The sequence below is a fragment of the Mycobacterium sp. TH-M15 genome, from assembly GCF_057473705.1.
Window position 1 is genome coordinate 1 of the sequence record NZ_JBYCLB010000134.1, and the last position, 6,820, is coordinate 6,820.

Here is a 6,820-nt window from a genome sequence, read left to right on the forward strand (position 1 = left end):
GTCGGCGCCCAGGGTGGCCGGGTCCGACGCCAGCCGGGGCGGTGCGGCGGTCGCCGGCCCGATCGCCTGCATACAGCCGACCAGCGCGACCGCCGCCACGATGACACGCAGCCGAAACGACCTGCCGTCTGCCACCCGCGTCTCCCCTCTCGATGGGCACCTCCGTACTTACTACCGCATTCTGCAGCGACGGCGGGTTCGACGCACCCGGGTGCCCGGCCTGTGCCGAATACCCGATACCAACGGTATTGCTATCGTGGGGCGCGTGACGTCAGCTCTGGTGCAGCGCCTGCGCGACCGCCGGCAATCCCGCCGCCGGGCACTGCGAACGCAAACGTATGCGACCGCGGCGTTCAATCCGCCGACCGCACGCTGCGAGGTGGTCCCGGTCGGCGGCGTCGACGGCGCGCGGCTGCGGGTGCACGCCTACGGCCCGCCCGACGGTGACCTGGTGGTGCTGGTGCACGGCTGGACCTGCTCGCTGGAGAACTGGAACGCCCAGATCAACCTGCTGGCCGACCGGTACCGGGTCATCGCCTACGATCATCGCGGTCACGGCGAGAGCGATCTCGGCAGCAGTCGGCTCACCACCGATCTGCTCGCCGACGACCTGGCCGCGGTGCTGGCGGCGACGCAGGGACCGCGGCAACGCGTCGTGCTGGTCGGACACAGCCTCGGCGGCATGACGATTCAGGCCTGGGCCCGACGCCATCCCGACCACGAGCGGGTGGTCGCCGCGCTGCTCACCAACACCGCCGCTGACGACCTGATCGGCCGCACCACGGTGGTGCCGCTGTTCAACCGGGGCGGGCTGCGCTTGCCGCGCTGGCTCGGCCGGCTGGCGTTAACTGCGCCGCTGCCCGTCCCGCCGTTCCGGGGCGCGCGGTGGGTGTTCCGGCGGCAGGTGATGAGCCTCTCCGCCACCGGCGACGCCGCCGACTTCTGCCTGAACATCGTGCGGTCCTGCCCGCTACGCGTGCGGTCGAAGTTCGGGCTGCTGCTCGCGGACCTCGATGTCGAGGGCGCGATCGCCGACTTGGCGGCCCCGGTCACGCTGGTCGCCGGCGAATACGACGATCTGACCCCGGTCACCCAGGCCGAACGGATCGCCGACACGGTGCGGCACACCGGGATGCTGCAGAAGCTGATCACCCTGCCGACCGGGCATTTCAGCCACGTCGAGGCGTACCAGGACTTCAACGCCGAGCTGCTCGAAGCCGTCGGCGCGGTGCTCGGCCCCGAGCAGGGCCGGATCAGCGGCTGAACCGCTGGCACCGACGGGTCACCGGTCGAGAAGCCGTTGCTTCTCCCGGGTGAACTCCTCTTCGGTCAGGATTCCCGAGTCCCGCAGCTCGACGAGCCCACGCAGTTCGGCGACGATTCCGATCTTGGCGGCGTGGTCGTGCGGTGGCGCCGCCGGATCGTCCGATGTCGCCCCCGGTTGTCCGGCGGGTGCGCGCAGCGTCGCGTTCATGCGGGCACCGATCCCCCGGCCCGAACCTGCCATCGCGCGCCCGGCCATGCCGGCGAGGGCCATCGCGTCATAGGGGATCTGAGCCCCGGCGGCCGCGGCCGCTGCGCTGGATTCGGTCGACAGGCCCAGCGACGGCGCAAACGACGCCCAGGCCGGCGCGGCGGCCGAGGCGCCGGTGCCGGCCGGCGACGCGATCGCGGCCCAGGCCTGCGGTATCGACAGTGAGCCCACGGACGCGGCCTGCCCCATCACCGCCGATGTCGTCCCGATCGCGCCCAACCCGGCTCCACCCAGGGGCGCGAAGCCCAATCCGCCCAATCCGCCCAGCCCGCCGAGCGCCCCGAGCCCGCCGGACATGGTCAGCTCGTCGGCGCCGAGGAAGTCCAAACCCACGCCGATCAGATCCAGCCCGACACCACCGCCGTCCAAACCGACCAAGCCGACACCGTCCATGCCCAGGCCGGCGGTGTCCTCCATCAGGCCCATCGACTCGTTCGCGGTGAAGCCGCCGGTGGCTGCCGCGGCCGCGCCGGCGCTGTTGCCGGCGATCTTGGCGGTGTGTTTCACGCCCTGGCCGGGCAGCTGACTCAGTGTGGACAGCGCGCTCATCGGTGCGCCGGTCGCCGAGGCCACCCCGGTCGCCCCGGCGCCCGCGGCGGTCGGCGGCAGGACGGTGGTCGCCGAGCCGGCCTGCGACATCCCGTGCAGCATCTGCGGCACGGCGACCAGGTGGGAGACCGCGGATTGCGCCTTGTCGGTGAGCGCCGCACCCGCGGCCGGTAGCGCGCCGGCGGACCGGGGGGCCGGCGCGGCCGGGCCGCTGGCCTGGTTCGGTCCGGTGAACGGTGCCAGCCTGGTCGCGGCCGCCGCCTCACCGCTGTAGGTGTACATGGCCGAGGCGTCTTGGGCCCACATCTCGGCGTAATGAGCCTGGTTGGCCATGATCGCCGGCGTGTTCTGACCGAGGAAGTTGGTGGCCACCAGCACCGCCAGTTCAGTGCGATTCGCGGCGATCACCGCCGGCGGAACCGTCATCGCGAACGCCGCCTCGTAGGCCGCCGCGGCCGCCTTCGCCTGCATCGCGGTCTGTTCGCACTGCGCGGCGGCGGTGGTCAGCCAGGTCACGTACGGGGTCACCGCGGCGGCCATTGCCACCGCCGCCGGCCCCAACCAGGATTCGCTGACCAAGCTGGAGATCACCGCCTGGTAACCGCCCGCCGCCGACTCGAGCACGGCCGACATCGTCGCCCAGTTCGCGGCCGCCGCCAGGATCGGACCGGAGCCGACGCCGGCGTACATCAGCGCCGAATTCAGCTCCGGCGGAAATGCTGCGAAATCCATCGACGGCCGATCGAGCTAGCCCGCCGCAACCGCGTTGGCGGCCTCGGCGGCCGCATACGAGCCGGCGTTGCCGGTCAGCGTGGCCACGAACATCTGCTGGACGGCCTCGGCTTGGGCGGCGACAGCCTGAAACAGCGCACCATGTGCGTTGAACTGCGCCGTGGTCAGCGCCGAGACCACGTCGGATGCGGGTGGAGCCACCGCGGTCGTCGGTCCGGCCATCGCCACACGCTGCGCCCGCACCGTCGAACCGACCGACCGGAGTTCACCGGTCGCCAGGTAGATCAGCTCCGGCTGTGTTTTGACGAAAGACATTGCTACTCCCCATCGCTTCCAGCGACGACGTCTCATCCGCCCCGGATCGACTGCCCCGTCATGCGATGGAGGTAGTCAAATGCCAAGGACTCCTTGATCGTTCACCGAGGCTGAATCCATTGATCGCACACGATGCCAACTTCTGTGTCCGACAGTAATTTTGATATCGGTGCCGACACAACTCGGGCAGGTTGACTCATAGAGAACACATATCGTCCGCCCGGCGGCGGCCGGCGCGCCACGTCGAATATTTGAGAATTCTATGAATGAGGTGACAGTGGCTGCGTCGCCGGCGGACAATGCGGGACGATGACAGCAATGGCGGATTCCCCCCGTGATCGGCGTCCACGTCACGCGATCCTCGGCCAGCTGCCCCGCATCAACCGGCCCGATGGGTCCCCGATTCGGGTGTTGCTGGTGGACGACGAGCCGGCGTTGACCAACCTGGTGACGATGGCGCTGCACTACGAGGGCTGGGAGGTCGACGTCGCGCACAACGGACGTGACGCCGTCGATCTGTTCGAGAAGTCCGGGCCCGACGTATTGGTGCTCGACATCATGCTGCCCGACGTGGACGGTGTGCAGATTCTGCAGCGGGTCCGCGAATCCGACGCCTACACCCCCGCCCTGTTCCTCACCGCCCGCGACTCGGTGATGGACCGCGTCACCGGGCTGACCTCGGGCGCCGACGACTACATGACCAAGCCGTTCAGCCTCGAGGAGTTGGTCGCCCGGCTGCGCGGGCTGTTGCGCCGGGCCAGCCAGCTGGCTCCCCCCGCCGCCGAGGTGCTGACGGTCGGCGATCTGAACTTGGACGGAGCCAGCCGGCAAGTCAGCCGCGCTGGCGAGCAGATCGCCCTCACCGCAACGGAATTCGAGCTGTTACGGTTCCTGATGCGTAACCCGCAGCGCGCCTTGAGCCGTGAAGAGATTCTGGACCGGGTGTGGAATTACGACTTCGCCGGACGCACCAGCATCGTCGACCTGTACATCTCGTACCTGCGCAGGAAGATCGACACCAACCGGGAGCCGATGATCCGCACGGTACGCGGCGTCGGATACCTGCTGCAGCCGGCCTGATGGCAGCCAGCCGAACCACCCCGTGGTGGCGCCCGCGCACGCTGCGCCGACAGTTGGTCCTCGGCGTCTGTGCCGTGGTCACCGCGGCGTTCCTCGCCGTCGGAGCCGTCTCGGTGCTAAGCCTGCGCAGCTACCTCACCGCGATGAACGAAGCCGAAGTCTCGGAATCACTTGACGAACTGCGCCACGCGTTCGCGCAGTACCGGACGGCGCATCCGCCGCCGGTACCCGCCGACGCCATCTCCGTCGAGCACGCGCTGCTGGAATTCACCGGGCAGGATCCCGGAAACATCATCGCGGTGCTGCGCGACGGCCGGGTGATCGGCACCGCCGTCTTCGCCTCGGAGACCAAACCGCAACCCGCTCCCCCGGACGTGACCGCGACCATCGCGGCCCAGTCTTGGCGGGACGGGCCGAGCCGCACCATCGACCTGGCCAGCCTCGGTTCGTACCGAATGGACAGCTACGGCCTGGACAGCGGCGACCGCCTGGTGGTCGGCGTGTCGCTGCGGTTGGCCAATCGTACGGTTTTCCACCGGATCATCAGCGCCACAGCGCTCTTCACGATCGCACTGCTGATCACCGCCGCACTGACGGTAGCGGTGGTCAGTTTCGCGCTGCGCCCGTTACGCCGAGTCGCCGCCACCGCCGCGGCGGTGGCCAGCATGCCGCTGGCCGACCGGGACGACCGGATCACCGCGCGGGTGCAGTCGGCCGACACCGATCCGGCCAACGAGGTCGGCGTCGTCGGCAACACCTTGAACCGGCTGCTGGACAACGTCGACGGCGCCCTGGCGTATCGCACCGAAGCGGACCGCCGGATGCGCCAGTTCCTCAGCGACGCCAGCCACGAACTGCGTACCCCGCTGGCGGCCATCCAGGGCTATGCCGAACTCACCCGCCAAGACAGTTCGACGCTGCCGCCGACCACCGAATACGCGCTGGCCCGAATCGAATCCGAGGCGCAGCGGATGGGGTCGCTGGTCGAGGAGCTGCTGCTGCTGTCCCGGCTCGGCGAAGGCCAGGACCTACAGATCGACGACGTCGACCTGGCCGATCTGGTGCTCAACGCGGTCAACGACGCTGCGGTCGCCGCGGCGACGCACCACTGGGTCAAAAACCTGCCCGACGAACCGGTCTGGGTCCGCGGCGACCCGCACCGGCTGCATCAGTTGGTCAGCAACCTGCTGCAGAACGCCGCCGCACACAATCCGCCCGGGGTCACCGTGACGACCCGGGTGGCGGTGCGCAGCGACGGTGACGAGCGCCGGTTCGCGGAGCTGACCGTCGCCGACGACGGGCCCGGCATCGACCCCGAGTTGATCCCGAACCTGTTCGAGCGGTTCGTCCGCGCCGACAAGGCCCGGACGGCCGGCTCGGCCAGCACCGGCCTGGGGTTGGCGATCGTCGCCTCGATCGTCCACGCGCATCACGGGTCGGTGGACGCCGAGTCGGCCGACGGTCGCACCGTGTTCCGGGTGCTGCTGCCACTGGGCGGCGCGGAAGGTGCAACACCGTGATATTTGGTGTTGCACTCACGGCATGCCCACCGTCCACCGGCGCCATGCGGTCACCGAGACCAGCGCGCTTGCCGACGACCGGGAGACGACAGCGCGGGCGCGACGAGACGCCTGCTGTGTTCTCTACGGCGCCGGAACTCGCCCCCGCTGCGGCCGGCTCCCCCGAGAGCCGGACCCGCGCAGACTGCGCGCTCAGTCGCGCTGACGCGCCCCCAGCGCGCCGGCCAGATACTCCGCCCGGCAGGCGCATCGCCCGAGTTTTCCGCTGGTGGTGCGTGGGATCGCTCCGGCCGCGACGAACCGGAGGTCGAAGACCGGCACTCCGTGCCGGTCGGCCACCGCGGCGCCGATCGCCTCGGCCACCGCGCGCAGGTCGGCGCCCCGGTTGCCCATCGCCCGTTCGGCGACGATTACCAACCGCTCGCCGGGCGCCGCCGGGTCGCTTCCCGGCACCGCGAAGGCCACCACGTAGCCGCTGCGCACCACCGGGGACACTCCCGCGACCGTCGCCTCGATGTCCTGCGGATAGTGGCTGTCGCCGTCGATGGTCACCAGGTCCGCGATCCGGCCGGTGACGAACAGCCCGCCGTCGACGTACACGCCCAGGTCGCCGGTGCGCAGCCACGATCCGGTCGCCGGGACACCGTCGGCGTGACCGCCCCGGGCCACCCGTGACCTCAGCTCGGCGCCGAACGCCCGGCGGGTCTCCTCCGGCCGGCGCCAGTACCCGCGGGTGATGTTGTCGCCGTGCAGCCAGATCTCACCGACCCGACCGTCGGGCAGTTCTGCGCCGGTCTCCGGGTCGACGATCACCGCCCACTGGCTGCGCGCGACCTGGCCGCACGACACGTGTGTCACCGCGTCCGGACTGGCGGCACCGACCACCACCGCGTGGCCGGCATTGAGCTGCACCCGGTCCAGATGGACCGCGGTCGGCTCGGCGTCGGGTGCGATGGTCGAGACGAACAGGGTCGCCTCGGCGATGCCGTAGGACGGCTTGATCGCGGTGCGCGGCAAGCCGTACGGCGCAAATGCCGCGGTGAACGTGGTGATCGCCGCCATGCTCACCGGCTCGGAACCGCCGGGCACC

The 6,820-nt window shown here is 70.4% G+C and carries 6 protein-coding genes; 3 read left to right on the top strand and 3 right to left on the bottom strand.

What is annotated here, in order from left to right; translation table 11 throughout:
* Positions 1-265: 265 nt before the first annotated feature.
* Entirely contained in the window at positions 266-1,264 is a 999-nt protein-coding gene (locus AC2VNT_RS03315) for an alpha/beta fold hydrolase (protein WP_486945503.1), read from the top strand.
* 18 nt (positions 1,265-1,282) lie between these two features.
* Here the strand turns inward: AC2VNT_RS03315 and AC2VNT_RS03320 are convergent, their stop codons facing one another.
* Together AC2VNT_RS03320 and AC2VNT_RS03325 are read right to left on the bottom strand one after the other, a co-directional pair.
* Positions 1,283-2,815 carry a PPE family protein, SVP subgroup gene (locus tag AC2VNT_RS03320; RefSeq protein ID WP_486945504.1) on the bottom strand — a complete coding sequence of 511 codons (1,533 nt, stop codon included), beginning with the start codon at positions 2,813-2,815 and terminating at the stop codon, positions 1,283-1,285.
* 15 nt (positions 2,816-2,830) lie between these two features.
* Positions 2,831-3,130 (bottom strand): PE family protein, encoded by a 300-nt coding sequence (locus AC2VNT_RS03325; RefSeq protein ID WP_486945505.1) that lies wholly within the window; start codon positions 3,128-3,130, stop codon positions 2,831-2,833.
* Positions 3,131-3,439: 309 nt separating this feature from the next.
* On the opposite strand from AC2VNT_RS03325, the gene AC2VNT_RS03330 reads away from it, so the two are divergent.
* Entirely contained in the window at positions 3,440-4,210 is a 771-nt protein-coding gene (locus AC2VNT_RS03330) for a response regulator transcription factor (RefSeq protein WP_486945506.1), read from the top strand.
* Positions 4,210-5,730 (top strand): sensor histidine kinase, encoded by a 1,521-nt coding sequence (locus AC2VNT_RS03335; RefSeq protein ID WP_486945507.1) that lies wholly within the window; start codon positions 4,210-4,212, stop codon positions 5,728-5,730. Before AC2VNT_RS03330 ends, AC2VNT_RS03335 begins: the two co-directional genes overlap by 1 nt.
* Before the next feature lie 192 nt (positions 5,731-5,922).
* On the opposite strand, the gene AC2VNT_RS03340 is transcribed toward AC2VNT_RS03335, so the two are convergent.
* Positions 5,923-6,820 (bottom strand): AMP-binding protein (locus tag AC2VNT_RS03340; protein WP_486945508.1); only part of this gene is annotated, 898 nt, incomplete at its 5' end.